At 60.9% G+C, this 13,561-nt stretch carries 18 protein-coding genes and 1 tRNA gene; 12 read left to right on the top strand and 7 right to left on the bottom strand.

Annotated features, from left to right (window positions below; genetic code table 11):
* Position 1: 1 nt before the first annotated feature.
* Complete coding sequence (locus BHQ40_RS12175; protein WP_070156177.1) at positions 2–559, bottom strand: shikimate kinase; 558 nt, start codon at positions 557–559, stop codon at positions 2–4.
* Positions 560–646: 87 nt separating this feature from the next.
* Here BHQ40_RS12175 and BHQ40_RS12170 point away from each other — a divergent pair, with 87 nt between their 5' ends.
* From BHQ40_RS12170 to BHQ40_RS12150, 5 genes are all read left to right on the top strand, one after another.
* Entirely contained in the window at positions 647–841 is a 195-nt protein-coding gene (locus BHQ40_RS12170; RefSeq protein WP_070156176.1) for a hypothetical protein, read from the top strand.
* A gap of 10 nt (positions 842–851) precedes the next feature.
* A complete protein-coding gene (locus tag BHQ40_RS12165; RefSeq protein WP_070156175.1) occupies positions 852–2,645 on the top strand; it encodes a hypothetical protein in 1,794 nt (597 codons plus the stop codon).
* Positions 2,646–2,664: 19 nt separating this feature from the next.
* Positions 2,665–3,561 carry a tyrosine recombinase gene (locus tag BHQ40_RS12160; RefSeq protein WP_139139292.1) on the top strand — a complete coding sequence of 299 codons (897 nt, stop codon included), beginning with the start codon at positions 2,665–2,667 and terminating at the stop codon, positions 3,559–3,561.
* 10 nt (positions 3,562–3,571) lie between these two features.
* Positions 3,572–4,516 (top strand): acetyl-CoA carboxylase carboxyltransferase subunit alpha, encoded by a 945-nt coding sequence (locus BHQ40_RS12155; protein WP_070156174.1) that lies wholly within the window; start codon positions 3,572–3,574, stop codon positions 4,514–4,516.
* A 62-nt stretch (positions 4,517–4,578) separates the two neighbouring features.
* Positions 4,579–6,054, top strand: coding sequence for a M48 family metalloprotease (locus BHQ40_RS12150; protein WP_070156173.1), 1,476 nt, complete (start codon positions 4,579–4,581; stop codon positions 6,052–6,054).
* Between the two features lie 63 nt (positions 6,055–6,117).
* Here the strand turns inward: BHQ40_RS12150 and BHQ40_RS12145 are convergent, their stop codons facing one another.
* From BHQ40_RS12145 to BHQ40_RS12135, 3 genes are all read right to left on the bottom strand, one after another.
* On the bottom strand, positions 6,118–6,276 hold the full coding sequence (locus BHQ40_RS12145; protein ID WP_070156172.1) for a Flp family type IVb pilin: 159 nt from the start codon (positions 6,274–6,276) through the stop codon (positions 6,118–6,120).
* 160 nt (positions 6,277–6,436) lie between these two features.
* Positions 6,437–6,595 carry a Flp family type IVb pilin gene (locus tag BHQ40_RS12140; RefSeq protein WP_070156171.1) on the bottom strand — a complete coding sequence of 53 codons (159 nt, stop codon included), beginning with the start codon at positions 6,593–6,595 and terminating at the stop codon, positions 6,437–6,439.
* Between the two features lie 134 nt (positions 6,596–6,729).
* On the bottom strand, positions 6,730–6,915 hold the full coding sequence (locus BHQ40_RS12135; RefSeq protein ID WP_070156170.1) for a Flp family type IVb pilin: 186 nt from the start codon (positions 6,913–6,915) through the stop codon (positions 6,730–6,732).
* Positions 6,916–6,977: 62 nt separating this feature from the next.
* Between BHQ40_RS12135 and BHQ40_RS12130 the strand changes: the two genes are divergently transcribed.
* The gene (locus BHQ40_RS12130) at positions 6,978–7,403 is read left to right on the top strand and encodes a (deoxy)nucleoside triphosphate pyrophosphohydrolase (RefSeq protein WP_070156169.1); all 426 of its coding nucleotides are present in this window, start codon (positions 6,978–6,980) and stop codon (positions 7,401–7,403) included.
* Here the strand turns inward: BHQ40_RS12130 and BHQ40_RS12125 are convergent.
* Complete coding sequence (locus BHQ40_RS12125) at positions 7,398–8,258, bottom strand: class I SAM-dependent methyltransferase (protein WP_070156168.1); 861 nt, start codon at positions 8,256–8,258, stop codon at positions 7,398–7,400. The two genes, BHQ40_RS12130 and BHQ40_RS12125, sit on opposite strands and share 6 nt — an antisense overlap.
* Before the next feature lie 43 nt (positions 8,259–8,301).
* On the opposite strand from BHQ40_RS12125, the gene BHQ40_RS12120 reads away from it, so the two are divergent.
* The 5 genes from BHQ40_RS12120 (at position 8,302) to BHQ40_RS12100 (ending at position 10,796) form a co-directional block, all read left to right on the top strand.
* Positions 8,302–9,060, top strand: a complete 759-nt coding sequence (locus BHQ40_RS12120; RefSeq protein WP_070156194.1) for a ComF family protein — start codon at positions 8,302–8,304, stop codon at positions 9,058–9,060.
* A 72-nt stretch (positions 9,061–9,132) separates the two neighbouring features.
* On the top strand, positions 9,133–9,390 hold the full coding sequence (gene grxC / locus BHQ40_RS12115) for a glutaredoxin 3 (RefSeq protein WP_070156167.1): 258 nt from the start codon (positions 9,133–9,135) through the stop codon (positions 9,388–9,390).
* 14 nt (positions 9,391–9,404) lie between these two features.
* Positions 9,405–10,235, top strand: coding sequence for a carbon-nitrogen hydrolase family protein (locus BHQ40_RS12110; protein WP_070156166.1), 831 nt, complete (start codon positions 9,405–9,407; stop codon positions 10,233–10,235).
* Positions 10,232–10,684 (top strand): DUF1178 family protein, encoded by a 453-nt coding sequence (locus BHQ40_RS12105; RefSeq protein ID WP_070156165.1) that lies wholly within the window; start codon positions 10,232–10,234, stop codon positions 10,682–10,684. Before BHQ40_RS12110 ends, BHQ40_RS12105 begins: the two co-directional genes overlap by 4 nt.
* A gap of 35 nt (positions 10,685–10,719) precedes the next feature.
* Positions 10,720–10,796, top strand: a tRNA-Arg gene (locus tag BHQ40_RS12100).
* A gap of 19 nt (positions 10,797–10,815) precedes the next feature.
* Here BHQ40_RS12100 and BHQ40_RS26700 read toward each other — a convergent pair.
* Entirely contained in the window at positions 10,816–11,109 is a 294-nt protein-coding gene (locus tag BHQ40_RS26700) for a plasmid stabilization protein (RefSeq protein WP_070156164.1), read from the bottom strand.
* A 480-nt stretch (positions 11,110–11,589) separates the two neighbouring features.
* Positions 11,590–12,471: a metallophosphoesterase family protein gene (locus tag BHQ40_RS12090; protein ID WP_070156163.1), complete on the bottom strand. Its 882-nt coding sequence runs from the start codon at positions 12,469–12,471 to the stop codon at positions 11,590–11,592.
* A 77-nt stretch (positions 12,472–12,548) separates the two neighbouring features.
* Here BHQ40_RS12090 and BHQ40_RS12085 point away from each other — a divergent pair, with 77 nt between their 5' ends.
* Complete coding sequence (locus BHQ40_RS12085; protein ID WP_070156162.1) at positions 12,549–13,460, top strand: YegS/Rv2252/BmrU family lipid kinase; 912 nt, start codon at positions 12,549–12,551, stop codon at positions 13,458–13,460.
* The last annotated feature ends 101 nt before the right edge of the window (positions 13,461–13,561 follow it).

Genomic DNA, 13,561 nt, shown 5'->3' with positions numbered 1-13,561 from the left:
ATTACTGCCAATTGTCCAGGGCTTTCATGATCTTCTCAACCGCAGCTTCATGAGGCGCGGCGATACTGCGAATGTGGATTGGGGCCAGCGCATAGACCGGATTGCGCACTGCCGCCAGATCGGACAACACCGTGCGTGCGTCCTTACCCTTCAGCAAGGGGCGTCCTTCCCGGCGGGATACGCGGTCGACCAGAATGTCGATATCAGCGTCCAGCCATACCGCCAGCGCCTCCGCCAGAATCAGCGCGCGCGTATCCGCCTGCATGAACGCGCCACCGCCGGTGGCGATGACTTTCGGCGCTCCCTCAATCAAGCGCGCAATCACCCGGCGCTCGCCGTCGCGAAAATGCGCTTCGCCATAGCGTTCGAACATCTCCGTGATTGTCATGCCCGCCGCTTTCTCGATCTCCTCGTCGGCGTCAACGAACGCAAGGCCAAGGCGCACGGCAAGCCGACGACCCACGGTGGATTTGCCTACGCCCATCATGCCCACAAGGACAATCGGCCGGTCCAGAGGGCGGCCGGGCAGGGCAGGGGCGGATTTGGTGTTTCGCTGCATGGCGAGCGGGGCTATACAGCCAGCCGCCCCACGTACCAACGCCATTTCTATGGCAAGCCAGCGCCTCGTCGGCCCAAAGAAAGACATATGAAGACCAATCGCAATTACGGCAGCTTCGAAAACACCAGCCGGCGGCGCAGCCGATTGTCGCTGGCCCCGCTGATTCCCGTTGTGCTGGTGGTCCTTGTGATCGGCTTCCTATGGCTGATCTGGTCGCGGGGCGGGGAGCAGCCGCAGCAACGCGTAGAGAAGGCGATTCCCGCCGAAAAGCTTGGCAAGTAGGATCGGACCCGTGGTCGCCCGTAGATGGAAGGTGCTTGGCGGCGTGGTCGCGCTTGCCCTGGCGATTCCGGTTATCGCCCAGCAGGCTCCCGAATCGCTCTTGCCGCCGGGCTTCGGCGATCCGGTGACTGATACCCCGCCGCCTGCGCAACAGGGGCAATCTCCTCAACAATCATCCTCCCTGATACAGCCGATACCTTCGCTGGATCTGGCTGCGCCGGTCGATAGCGAAGGAAATAATGCCGCCGCGGCGATGAGTGAGGAAGAACTGGCGGCTGAGCGCGCAAAATATGATTTTCCCGACAGCGCCAAGCGCCTGCTGACGCGCATCGGACCACTGACGCCGGAGAGCGGCGGTTTTGCCGCCAACGCATTTGGCAGCACCCAGGGCAAATTCCTGATGGCCCTGATGCGGGAGAGCCGCGCGCCATTCGCTTCGCGCTGGGCCTCTATCCTGATGCGGCGCGCTCTCCTATCGGGAACTGATACGCCGGGCGATGTCGATGGCGCGGACTGGGTTGCGGAACGGGCCTGGTTGCTGTTGCGCATGGGTGAGGCCGATGCCGCGCGGATGATGATCCAGAGCGTCGACGCAGACAAATATACGCCGCGCCTCTACGCAATCGCGATGCAGACTTACCTCGCGACGGCCGATCCAGCGGGATTATGTCCGCTCTCGGATGGAGCGCTGCGGACAAGCCGTGAGCCGGGCTGGGTCATGTCGCGCGCCTTTTGCGCATCTTTCTCGGGCGATCAGGGATCGGCCAGCGGCGCGCTCAACCAGGCGCAGCGGGACAAGGTTGCGCGTGGCATCGACTACCGGCTCGCGGAAAAGGTTGTTGGCGCTGGCAATAATGCGCGACGGTCGGTCAAGGTGGAATGGGACGGGGTGGATAACCTCACCGCGTGGCGCTTCGGCCTTGCGACGGCGACGAATGTCGAAATTCCCGACACGCTATACGCCACCGTCGGTCCGCATGTGCGGGCATGGGAAGCGCGCGCATCGGTGCTGCCAGTTCCCCGGCGCCGGGTGGGCGTGGAAACGGCCGCGCGATTGGGCGTATTTTCCAGCGCGGCGCTGGTCGACTATTATAGCGAACTGGCCGGAGATGCGGCTTCACCTGCCGATTTTCAGGACAGGGCGGACGCGCTGCGCACGGCCTATTCCGGGGCGAATCCATCGGACAGGCTGGATGCGATGCGAACGATCTGGACGGTCGATAGCGCCGCCGGAGCCGATTATGTCGGCTTGATAGCCGTTGCGCGCGCTGCCGCGGCGCTTCCTGTGATGCAGGCATCCTCCGAAGATATGGCGCATCTGATCGCCGCCATGCTGACGGCGGGATATGATCGCAGCGCTATACGGTGGAGCAATGCAGTCAGCGGCGATTCCAACGCGCAGGATGCATGGGCGTTGTTGGCTGTAGGCGCGCCATCGAATGTGGTCGACATGTCCGCCAATCGCGTGTCCGCCTATGTAACGGCCGCCGGACCGCGCAAGGGACAAATGCTGGTGGCGGGACTGGCGGCGCTTAACCGGCTGAGTGCGGCCGATGCAGGGCAGGCGGCGCAGTCGGCCGGCGTGTCCCTGGCGGCGCAAAGCCGGTGGTCGCGTGCTATCGGGGCCGCCGCGCGAAGGGGCGAGCGTGCTACGGTCGCTATCCTTGCCGGTGTGGGCCTGCAAGTGGCGGACTGGAGTAAAGTGCCGCCTGAGCATGTCTTCCATATCGTCGCGGCGCTTCACCGGGTGGGGCTGGACCCCGAAGCACGAATGATCGCTGCAGAGGCGATCACCCGCAGTTAGAGAGTGGAGAGCAGGTATCTTGTCCGGCGACCTGATCCTGATCGACCGCTTCCTGGAGATGATGGCGGCCGAGCGGGGGGCGGCGCGGAACACGCTGACCGCCTATCGCACTGATCTTCTGGCCGCGTCGGAGGCGTCTGGCGGATTGGAGGGCGCGGACGCAGCCACGCTGCAGGCGTTGACCGGGGAATGGGCTGCACTTGCCGCCTCAACGGTCGCGCGCAAAGTATCGGCGCTTCGCGGCTTCTATGCATTTCTGGAAGAGGAAGGGCTGCGGAGCGAAAACCCTTCATCGGCGCTCCCAAAACCAGCTTTGCGGCGGCCCCTCCCCAAAATCCTCACCACAGCGGAAGTCGACCGATTTTTCCAGGTGATCGAGGAACGGCTGGCGGTCGAGCATCCTTCCTTTCTGGACCTGCGCCTCTCCGCGCTGATCGAATTGCTTTACGGATCGGGCCTGCGGGCGACCGAACTCGTGTCCCTGCCGCACCGGGCCCTGGCGGCTGATCGCCCTTTCCTGATCTTGCGCGGTAAGGGTGGACGCGAACGTCTGGTCCCCATTTCGGATCGGGCGCGCGCCGCCGTGGCTGCCTGGAGCGCGCATGTGCCAAAGGAATCGGCCTGGCTCTTTCCGTCCGGAAAGAGCCATCTGAGCCGCATTCGATTGTATCAGATGGTGAAGGAACTGGCGGTGGCTGCCGCAATAGCGCCGGAAAGGGTAAGCCCGCATGTGTTGCGCCACGCATTCGCCACGCATTTGTTGGAGGGAGGTGCGGATTTGCGCGCCTTGCAGACCATGCTCGGCCATGCGGACATCGGGACGACCCAAATCTACACGCATGTCGATAGTCGCAGGCTGGTCGAGTTGGTTAACCGTCGCCATCCCCTCGTTGACCTGAAGCCGTCCCGGTCCTAACGAGCGTCGCATGGTCAGTTTTCTGGATTTTGAGAAGCCGATAGCAGCACTGGAAGCCCGTGTTGCCGAGCTGCGCGAGACCGCCAATGAAGGCGATCTCAATATCGACAGCGAAATAGACAAGCTGCATCAGCGTTCGCAGAAGATGCTGACAGACATTTATGCCAAACTGACGCCTTGGCAGAAAACGCAGGTGGCGCGCCATCCAGACCGGCCGCACTTCACCCATTATGTAGCCGGAATTTTCCAGGATTTCGTGCCTCTGGCCGGAGATCGCGCCTTTGGCGACGATCAGGCGATCCTTGGCGGCTTCGCGACAATCAACGGCCGTAAGGTCATGGTGATGGGCCATGAAAAGGGTCACGACACCGCCACTCGCCTCAAACATAATTTCGGCATGGGCAAGCCGGAGGGCTACCGCAAGGCGATCCGGCTGATGCAGTTGGCGGATCGCTTTGGTTTGCCGGTGGTCACGCTGGTTGACACGTCGGGCGCGTTTCCGGGGGTGCAGGCCGAAGAACGCGGCCAGGCGGAAGCGATTGCCCGTTCGACCGAAGCCTGCCTGGCGCTAGGCGTGCCTATGGTCGCCGCGGTGGTGGGCGAAGGGGGATCGGGCGGCGCCATAGCGCTTGCGGCCGCCAACCGGGTCCTGATGTTCGAACATGCCGTCTATTCAGTGATTTCTCCCGAAGGCTGCGCGTCGATCCTGTGGCGCACGGCCGAGAAGGCGAGCGATGCCGCGACGGCGATGCAGGTAACGGCGCAGGATTTGAAGGCTCTGGGCGTGATCGACCGCATCGTGCCGGAACCCAAGGGCGGCGCGCATCGTCTGCCTCGCGAAGCTATCGCGACGCTGGGCAAGGCAATCGCAGAGGAATTGGATGGATTGAGCGGGCAGGATGCGGCTGCGTTGCGTTCGTCGCGCGCCGACAAATTCCTGGCGATGGGTGGCTGACGCGCCGTAAAGACGCCGCTACTCTGTGGGTCTATCGCGGATAATCGACGGAGAGACGCGCAATGACGAAACGGGGATGGCTGGCGACGGCGTCGCTCTGTGCGATCGGGCTGGCGGCGTCAGGCGCGATTGGCCAGCAAAAGCAGATACGCACGGTTTCCTCGATCTCTGCTGCAGACAAGGCGGCGGGGGCCAAGGCGCATCCGCAATTGGTCAAGGAATATGGCGGCGCGTACAGCGGCAGTCAGGTTGGCTATGTCACCACTGTGGCGCGCAAGATTGCGGTGCAGTCGGGGCTGTCCAATGCAGGCGGCGATTTTACGGTCACTCTGCTGAATTCGCCGGTGAATAACGCTTTCGCGATACCGGGGGGCTATGTCTACATCACCCGGCAGTTGATGGCGCTCGCCAATGATGAAGCCGAAATGGCGGGGGTGCTGGGGCATGAGATAGGCCATGTCGCCGCGCAGCACGGTCAACGGCGGCAACAGGCGGCGCAGCGCAACGCGATTGGCGGGGCGCTCCTTGGTTTGCTTACCGGCGCAGTCATGGGCGATTCCGGGCTTGGCGGGCTGTTGCAGAAGGGCATAGGCACAGGAAGCCAGTTGCTGACGCTCCGTTTCTCCCGAACGCAGGAATATGAGGCGGATGATCTGGGCATTCGGTATCTGGCGAAAGCTGGATATGATCCGCAAGCCATGTCCTCGATGCTGGCGTCGCTTGCCGCGCAGAACGCCCTTGATCAGCGGGCGACAGGCGATGCGCGATCCATCCCGGAATGGGCGAGCACCCACCCCGATCCCGCCGCTCGCGTCGGCCGGGCGGCGCAGCGCGCGCGCGAAACCGGCGCACGATCCAGCTTTCGCAATCGGGACGCCTTCCTGACCGCCGTAGATGGGATATTATATGGCGATGATCCAAAGCAGGGGACCATAAGCGGAAGCCGTTTCCTGCATCCTGAGCTACGCCTTGCCTTCACCGCCCCGGCAGGTTTCGGCATGGAGAATGGCAGCGACGCGGTAAGCATCACCGGGTCAGGCGGTCAGGCGCAATTTTCGGGCGCGCCATATTCAGGAAATTTGCAATCCTATGTGGAAAGCATCTTCCGTTCGATCGCAGGTCAGGATTCAGGCAACCGTTTTGGCGAGATCAACCGGACGACCGTGAATGGCCTGTCGGCCGGCTATCTGACCGTCAGGGCGCAGAGCCAGTCGAGTCAGGTGGACGTCACTGTATTCGCATATGAATTCGGTCCAAACAGCGCCTATCATTTTCTGCTGGTCACGCCTGCGGGCGCGGGGATCGGTCCATTCTCATCGCTGGTGGGGTCGCTAAGCAGGCTGAGCGCCCAGGACGCAGCCGCCATCAAGTCCAGGCGAATTTCGGTCGTTACCGTCAAAGCGGGCGATACCGTCGATTCTCTGGCTGGACGCATGGCGTATGCCGATATGCGGCAGGACCGGTTTTTGACTCTGAACGGTCTGCGCTCCGGCGATGCCCTCAGGCCCGGTCAGAAAGTGAAGATCGTCATAAACTGACGCTGCAAGCCAAATTCGGGGGGGGCTGGTCCGGCGCCAGCCCCTTATCGGCTTCTCATAGGATCAGAGGTTATTGGACACCTTCGAGAAGGTGTTTTTGACCTTCGTGCCAAGGTTAGACATCGCAGTGATTGCCGCGATGGCGATCAGAGCAGCGATCAGGCCATATTCAATGGCGGTCGCGCCCTTGTTATTCTTTATGATCTTGCGAATGCACGACATACGGAAAATTCCTCCAGGAAGCGCCCATGGCGATAACCGAGCCATTATGGATGAAATCGGTTAATGTTCGCCTAAGACCAAAAGGTCACCATTTCCGCAAAGAAAAAGGGCGGCAGGATCGTGCCCGCCGCCCTTCTTTGCGTCAGGTAATCCGTCAGGATTACATGTTGTTCGCAACCTTCGAGAAGGTGTTGGTCAGCTTGGTGCCGAGGTTCGACATCGCGGTGATGGCGGCAACGGCGATCAGAGCAGCGATCAGGCCATATTCGATGGCGGTCGCGCCCTTGTTGTTCTTCATGAACTTGCGGATGGACTTCATGTTCGGTCTCCTTGAAACTGTAATACGCTAGAACTACCCGGCTTCCTGGGCATCCCAAGTCAGCAATCACCGATTTAGAGGCAGGTTATTGACAAATATTTAACAGCGGGAGCCAGGGTGTCAGATATTGATGGTTAACTATTGTTAACGGCGTTTGCGACATTTCCCCACATGTTGGTTGTCTTGGTCGCTACTTGACGCAGGGCGATCGACATGACGAGAAAGATGAGGGCGAGGATCAGGCCATATTCCACAGCAGTCGCCGCACGCTGGCAGCGAACAAGGCGCATGCAGGCAAAAATTTGCAGGAAATGGCGCATGCTATCTCACCTGTTGCGGAGGGATGGACAATCTGTAAAACGGCGGCGGTTAACAAAATCCTATGACATCGCCCGACCTTCCGGCTCCTGCCTCCATCCTGCATGTCGTCGCGGCCGCCCTGGTGGACGCCGATGGCCGGGTGCTGTTGCAACAACGGCCTGAAGGAAAACCGATGGCCGGGTTGTGGGAATTTCCTGGCGGCAAGATTGAACATGGCGAGACGCCGGAAGCTGCGCTGATCCGTGAACTGCACGAGGAACTGGGCATCGTCACGCAGGGCAGTTGTCTTGCACCGGCCGCGTTCGCCAGCGAGGCGCTCGGCGAACGTCACCTGCTGCTGTTGCTATATGTTTGCCGCAAATGGACGGGAATAGCCGAACCCCGGCACGCGACGGCTTTGAAATGGGTAAGGCCGGCGCAGATGTATGCGCTGGATATGCCGCCAGCCGATCTTCCCCTGATAGGACTGCTCGACGCTTTATTATGACGCCTTTGGGCTGAGCGCCTGAGCCAGCGACATGGTCGCGCTGCCGCGCCGGGCCGGTTTTGCCTGAGAGGGATCAGGTTTCCAGCCGCTCATATAATTGATCGCGAAACGCTCCGCTGTTTTGCCGTCCGCATCTGCCGCCTCGGCGAAGTGAGCGGCGGCCTTCGCCAATGTCTCACGAGAGAGATGGGGTGGACGGGACAGCAATATATTGGCGGCTCCCATGCCGCGCAGATCGTCCAGGAGGCGAAACATCCCGCCATAACGGACGGTCAGCGTTTCCCCATCCGCCACCGGCATGGCAAAGCCAGCCCGGCTGAGCAGATCACCAGTGGCGCGAACATCGACCTGGGGATGGATATGCTGGCCAGGCCGGTGCCCCTCGGCGTCCAGCAAAGCGGCGCGAAGCACAGGCAGCGAGCCGGCGCCTGCAAATGCGGCAAGCATCAATCCATCCGGGCGCAAGATACGGTTCATCAGGATAAGGGCGCCAGGCAGATCATTTACGCTATCCAGCGTGCCGCATGCGATGATGAGGTCGAAGCTGTTATCAGCAAAGGGCAGGGCGTCTTCGTCTGCCTGAACCCCGCCGTTGAAGCGGGCATTGACGAAGCCTGGGTCGGTGCAGGTTATGTTTTTGCCCATGGCGGAGAGCCGTTCCCGCGCACTACCGTCCGGGCAGCCGATGATCAGCACGTCCGGTAAATCACGCTGCACGTCGCTCAGGCGGTCGAGCAATTCATCGAGCATGTGACGATACAGGAAATCGTGATCGGCAAAGCCCCTTGCCGCGCGGTCCCGGCGAATAGCGCGAAGATGACGATCAAAGATTTCCGGACTTTGCCCTTCATTCATGAGCCGCCTTGTGCAGAAGCGCCCGACGAAGGACAAGAGGCGTATGAGCTTGGTGTCCGTCCCCCGTACGATCTGGTGGAAAATAATCGGCTATGCCCTGCCGCCGCGTTGCCCCGGCTGCGGTGTGATCGTGGAGGATGATCATCGTTTCTGCCTGACCTGCTGGTCGTCGATGCGGTTTCTCAGCGAACCATGCTGTGATCGTTGTGGAACGCCGTTCGATCATGACCGGGGGGAGGGCGCTTTGTGCGGCGCGTGCCTGTCCGACCCGCCCGTCGTTGGTCGCGCACGAGCCGTGCTCGCCTATGGAGACATCGCCCGAACCGTTGCCCTCCGGTTGAAATATGCGCGCCGTATCGGCCTTGCGCGCCTGATCGCGGGGCAAATGGGGAGATTTGTACCGGTAGAGGGCCGGGCGGACATGTTGCTTATTCCAGTTCCATTGCATCGTTGGCGGCTGTGGTGGCGGGGTTTCAATCAATCGGCCCTTATCGCGGATCATCTTGGCCGTCTGTCCGGCATCGCCGTGGAAAAGGAAGCTTTATTACGCACCCGCCGGACGCCGCCCCTGCGCGGGCTTGATCCGGGACAGCGGAAAAAGACGGTGCGAGGGGCCTTCTCTGTATGCCCGTCGCGGAAGGACAGGCTGATGGGCAAAACCATAATATTGATCGATGATGTGCATACCAGCGGAGCGACAGCCGATGCCTGCGCGCGCATCCTGCTGCGAAACGGGGCTGCCGCCGTCCACCTGATTTGCTGGGCGCGCGTATTGCCGGAGACCGCGGCGGAGGCCGATTGATGGCGGGACAGATTGACAATGCGCCCAACACCGCCAATCTCCTGATGATAAGAGAAGGAGCGTCGCAATTTCATGGCTCATGTTGAAATCTACACCAAGGCTTTTTGCGGATATTGCGCGCGGGCCAAGGCGCTGCTGGAAAGCAAGGGCGTTGCGTTTGAGGAATATGACATCACCATGGGCGGGCCCAAGCGCGCTGAAATGCTGGAGCGATCGGCAGGCGGCGTCACCGTGCCGCAAATCTTCATTGACGGCGCACATGTTGGTGGCAGCGACGATCTGAGCGCTCTCGACCGCGCGGGCAAGCTGGACCCCATGTTGAACGCATAGCCGCCAGACCGAAGATGCGCGCCGCCATCCTCCAGACGACCACGGGCATTGATCCGGCGGAAAACGCCAGGACGATCGCGTATGCGATCGATCGTGCTGCGCAGGGCGGCGCAGACATGCTTTTTACGCCAGAGATGGTCGGTTATCTCGATCGTGACCGGCGCAGGGCTGAGGCGACGCTGACCGATGAGGCGAACAGCGTCCTATTGGCCGAGGCGCGCAATGCCGCCGCCAAATCCGGCTTGTGGGTGCATCTGGGTTCGCTGCCTTTGAAGGATGAGCGGAGCGATGGGCGTTGGGCAAACCGTTGCCTTGTGATCGATGACAGCGGCGCCATTCGCGCACGATACGACAAGATCCACCTCTTTGACGTCGATCTCGCGACGGGAGAAAGCTGGCGGGAATCGAACGTATATGGGCCGGGCGAACAGGTTGTCACGGTCGATACGCCCTGGGCGCGTATGGGGCTGACCATCTGCTATGATCTGCGCTTTCCCGATCTCTACCGGGCTTTGACCAACGCGGGCGCGACCATTCTCCTCATCCCCGCCGCCTTTACGGTCCCGACCGGCGAGGCGCACTGGCACGTCATGCAGCGCGCGCGGGCCATCGAGGGCGCGGCTTTTGTCATTGCGCCGGCGCAGACGGGTTTGCATGCGGACGGCCGCACCACTTATGGGCACAGCCTGGTGGTCGATCCCTGGGGAGAGGTGTTGCTGGACATGGGACAGAAGAGCGGGATGGCTTTCGCCGATCTTGACCTTTCCCGCATCGACGCAGTACGCGCCAGGGTCCCAGCCATCGCAAACCGCCGCTCCTTACCCCTTGAAGTCACTAGATCATGATCGTTTTTGACCTGAAGTGCCGCCCCGGCAGTCATGTTTTTGAAGGCTGGTTTGGATCGAGCGAGGATTTTGAGAGCCAAAAGGCGCGGGGCCTCATCACTTGTCCGGTCTGTGGCGCGGATGATGTCGAGAAGGCGATCATGGCGCCTGCCGTACCGGCAAAATCCAATCGCCAGTCCGCGCCGGTGCCAGTAAGCTCCGGCGCTGATATGGCGAAGCTGCAAGCGGTCATGGAAAAGCTCGCTCAGGCGCAAAGCGAAGCGTTGAAGGATTCCCAATGGGTTGGCCGGAAATTCGCGGAAACCGCGCGCGCCATCCATTATGGCGAGCAGCCGCACCAGAATGTGCATGGCGAGGTTGCTCCCGCAGAGGCGCGCGCCCTGATCGAAGAAGGCGTGGAGGTAGCGCCCTTGCCATTCCCCGTAATTCCGCCCGACGTGCAGAATTGACCCGAAAGCGCCGCAGCCCTAGAGCAACCGGCGGCGCACCCATAGCTCAGCAGGATAGAGCGTCGGATTCCTAATCCGAAGGCCACAGGTTCGAATCCTGTTGGGTGCACCATCCCGTCTCGCCATCGGCTTCAGGCTGATGCGTTTTTCCGTCGAGTGACCCAGCCTTTCCGTGCAGCGGCGGAGCGTTGTTCGGGCGATCCCGATTTGTGCGCGCGCCCGCCGCGTGACGAGGAGGCATGCGTGTCAGGCTTGCCTCGTCCGGAACCGGATTTGTTGCCGCCGCCGGATTCCTTGTTCACTGTAGCCCATGCGCGGCTTTCTGCTTCCTTCCTGGGCACGCCGCGATCTTCATAACTTTCTTCAATATGTTGGGCTTTGCGCTTTTGCTTGTCGGTATAGGCGTCCTTGTCTCCACGTGGCATCGATCCTCTCCTCATCATCCATATGGGGGCAACGAATGGGAGAGCCTCTTTTTCCGTTTCGTTGCTACGGTCCTCAGATTGAACCGAAATTGCGTTGGCGTGTTATGATCTAACGCAGGATGTGCTGCGTCCAATCGGAGATGGCGGATGGCGGTTTCAGTTCTCTTTCCCGATGGAAGCCGCTCCAATGTTCCCGCCCAGCTAATTGGCCGCAAAGGTGATGAGGGTATGATATTGGACGGGTTCAGGCAGGTGCCCCTGAACTGTGATCCCCTTTGGCGCTATGTTCAGGAAGATGGCATGTGGATCGCCAAATCCAGGCATGGACCGGACGTGCGCCATTTGTCTCCACGCGAAGAACCCTGCTGGTGGGAGAGCATTCCCCAGATGTGTGAGCCTGCATTGCCCGATAAATCGCCGGACGTTTCCTTAAGGACCGCTGCCTGAAGCCGACGACGGGTTTGAACCGCATCAGTCCCGTTAGAGGGCAGACAGCCGATGATCTTCTTCAACCGGTATGGGATCGTGCGTCACCACCGGACGCGCATGCCAGTTATCTTGTTCAAAAGTGTAGCGGACATGATTGCCGCGCCGGAAATGCTCACCATCCCAGGCGATAACCTGTAACTCCAGATCATTGTTGCACGCGACATGCAGCCAGTTGAAGCTTTGCAGCTCATTGTTCCTGAAACGGGTCGATGTCGCTGTCCCCGCCTGAATGACCAAGGCTGATCCTGCATTTTCCACCATCTTGCGCGCGGCTTCCGCATAGGTGCGGTGAAAATGACCGGCGAGCGCAATGTGGACACCGGCCTCGCACACGGATCGCACGGCGTCATCATGGCGGCCGACCGCTTCCGTCAGTTCGCCGCCTTCGCCGATCGGCATGGCGAAAAGAGGATGATGGGTGACAAGGATCCGCGTTTTATGGGCCGCCACCTTTTGGAAGCGTTCGTGGATGATAGTCATCTGGTCGCGGTTGATGCGGCCGTCCTTTATCGTCAGCGAACGTGCCGTGTTGATGCCAAGGACAGCTAATTCATCATTTTCGAACCAGGGGCACAGGTCGTTGTCGATATAGCGTTTGTACCGGCGGAGCGGCGCGCCAAACCTCCTCGCGATGTCATAGAGCGAGATGTCATGGTTGCCCGGCACGACGAGCGTCTGGAAACCGGCTGCGCGCAACCTGTTGAGATAGGCGGACGCTTCGCGAAACTGATCGATCCTGGCCCGCTGCGTAAAATCGCCGCTGATGATCACCAGGTCGGGCCGATGTTCCTCCAGCCATGCCTCTGTGGCTCTGACGACTTTGGGATCATGCGCCCCAAAATGAATGTCGGAAAGATGTGCGATGCGCGCCATAGGGGAGTGAACGAGTTTTTGCGCATCTTGTTTCCATGCCGCCTGGACCTTGTTCGCGTCGCGCGCGTTGTTGCGGCATGACAACGAAATCTGTTCCGCGCCAGGCCGTGCTCATCGTCAACGCGCATTCGCGAAAGGGGCAGAAGCTCTTTGACGACGCCAGGCAAAAGCTGGAGGCGGCGGGCGTGGAATTGCTTGCCGCTCATGCGGTGCGGAACCCGGACCGGCTTGCCGCCACGGTGCGGGACGCCGTGAAAAGCGATGCGCCGATGATCATCATAGGCGGCGGCGACGGGTCGATGTCCGGCACCGTTGACGAATTTGTGGGAAGCCAGTGCGTGTTTGCGGTTCTGCCGCTTGGCACCGCAAACAGCTTCGCCCGGACGCTCGGCGTTCCGCTCGACCTCGACAGCGCAATTGCCGTGATCGCGAACGGCCAGCGGCGCAGGATCGATCTGGGGATGATCGACGGCGACTATTTCGTGAATGCGGCCTCGATCGGCCTGTCACCGATGATCGGCGAGACAGTGCCCCACAAGCTCAAGAGATATCTTGGCCGCATAGGGTATCTTGCCTGGGCCGTGCGATGCTTTGTCGGCCTCCGCCCGTTTCGGCTCATCATTGATGATGGTTCCGGCGAACGGCGGATGTGGGCGACGGAAGTGCGTATCCTGAACGGCCGGTTTCATGGCGGTGTCGAACTGACCGAAGATGCCGGCGTGGATAGCGGCGAGATCATCATTCAGGCCGTCACTGGACGGAGCTTGTTCAAGCTGGTGCTGGATTGGTATGCGAAGTTCTTCAGATTGAGGTCGCGTGACGCCCATGCGGAGGATTTTTGCGGGCGAGAGTTTTTGCTCGACACCCGCCCGCATCATCGCATTTCGATAGATGGCGAAGTTCTGGCCACGACGCCGGTCAAGGTGAAGGTCGCCGCCAGCGCAATAGATGTTGTAGTACCCATGACGGATGGGCCGGCCGTGCCGTGAAAAGGGGCTGGGACCCGTGGAGCGTTGAGCGGGATCGGCTTCATCATCGGGCGCAAATGGTCTAACGACCTGAACGTCACGATTTCAGAAGGCGAACAGCG

It is taken from the genome of Sphingobium phenoxybenzoativorans (genome assembly GCF_001757355.1).
Lineage (GTDB): Bacteria > Pseudomonadota > Alphaproteobacteria > Sphingomonadales > Sphingomonadaceae > Sphingobium > Sphingobium phenoxybenzoativorans.
This window is presented reverse-complemented; position numbering and strand designations above follow the sequence as displayed.

Bases quoted from the DNA above. Each gene is read 5' to 3' on its own strand.
- BHQ40_RS12155 (WP_070156174.1), top strand. From the start codon at position 3,572: ATGGTCAGTTTTCTGGATTTTGAGAAGCCGATAGCAGCACTGGAAGCC.
- BHQ40_RS12105 (WP_070156165.1), top strand. From the start codon at position 10,232: ATGATCGTTTTTGACCTGAAGTGCCGCCCCGGCAGTCATGTTTTTGAA.
- grxC (WP_070156167.1), top strand. From the start codon at position 9,133: ATGGCTCATGTTGAAATCTACACCAAGGCTTTTTGCGGATATTGCGCG.
- BHQ40_RS12145 (WP_070156172.1), bottom strand. From the start codon at position 6,276: ATGTCGTGCATTCGCAAGATCATAAAGAATAACAAGGGCGCGACCGCC.
- BHQ40_RS12110 (WP_070156166.1), top strand. From the start codon at position 9,405: ATGCGCGCCGCCATCCTCCAGACGACCACGGGCATTGATCCGGCGGAA.
- BHQ40_RS12175 (WP_070156177.1), bottom strand. From the start codon at position 559: ATGCAGCGAAACACCAAATCCGCCCCTGCCCTGCCCGGCCGCCCTCTG.
- BHQ40_RS12130 (WP_070156169.1), top strand. From the start codon at position 6,978: ATGACATCGCCCGACCTTCCGGCTCCTGCCTCCATCCTGCATGTCGTC.
- BHQ40_RS26700 (WP_070156164.1), bottom strand. From the start codon at position 11,109: ATGCCACGTGGAGACAAGGACGCCTATACCGACAAGCAAAAGCGCAAA.
- BHQ40_RS12140 (WP_070156171.1), bottom strand. From the start codon at position 6,595: ATGAAGTCCATCCGCAAGTTCATGAAGAACAACAAGGGCGCGACCGCC.
- BHQ40_RS12085 (WP_070156162.1), top strand. From the start codon at position 12,549: ATGACAACGAAATCTGTTCCGCGCCAGGCCGTGCTCATCGTCAACGCG.
- BHQ40_RS12090 (WP_070156163.1), bottom strand. From the start codon at position 12,471: ATGGCGCGCATCGCACATCTTTCCGACATTCATTTTGGGGCGCATGAT.
- BHQ40_RS12120 (WP_070156194.1), top strand. From the start codon at position 8,302: ATGAGCTTGGTGTCCGTCCCCCGTACGATCTGGTGGAAAATAATCGGC.
- BHQ40_RS12150 (WP_070156173.1), top strand. From the start codon at position 4,579: ATGACGAAACGGGGATGGCTGGCGACGGCGTCGCTCTGTGCGATCGGG.
- BHQ40_RS12135 (WP_070156170.1), bottom strand. From the start codon at position 6,915: ATGCGCCATTTCCTGCAAATTTTTGCCTGCATGCGCCTTGTTCGCTGC.
- BHQ40_RS12170 (WP_070156176.1), top strand. From the start codon at position 647: ATGAAGACCAATCGCAATTACGGCAGCTTCGAAAACACCAGCCGGCGG.
- BHQ40_RS12125 (WP_070156168.1), bottom strand. From the start codon at position 8,258: ATGAATGAAGGGCAAAGTCCGGAAATCTTTGATCGTCATCTTCGCGCT.